The following is a 268-nucleotide window of genomic DNA, read 5'->3' on the forward strand; positions in this document are numbered from 1 at the left end:
AGCGGGCTTTAAAGTGAGCGGAGGATGCGATGCGAAAGGCGAGATCCAAGGAACTCCAGCAGCTCCTAAATTATGCGACGGAGGCACGGTGACAGTTACCTATAAAGTAACCGACAAATGCTATGACCAGACCATCAGCCGAGACTTCACCATCACGGCTCCAGCAGCCGTAACCCCAGAAGCTCCGACGGCGGTTAACGCTTCAGCCTGCGCTTATGCCGATCAGGCTGCACTGGATGCCGCTTTCGAGACCTTCAAAGCGGGCTTT

1 protein-coding gene is annotated in these 268 nt (G+C 55.2%); it reads left to right on the forward strand.

Annotated elements, in window-relative coordinates; all coding sequences use genetic code 11:
• The coding region (locus tag DMB71_RS22040; protein ID WP_204251748.1) for a hypothetical protein at nucleotides 1-268 on the forward strand (268 nt) is incomplete at both ends.

This window comes from Flavobacterium tistrianum, assembly GCF_003254545.1.
In the GTDB taxonomy this organism is placed as follows: Bacteria; Bacteroidota; Bacteroidia; order Flavobacteriales; family Flavobacteriaceae; genus Flavobacterium; species Flavobacterium tistrianum.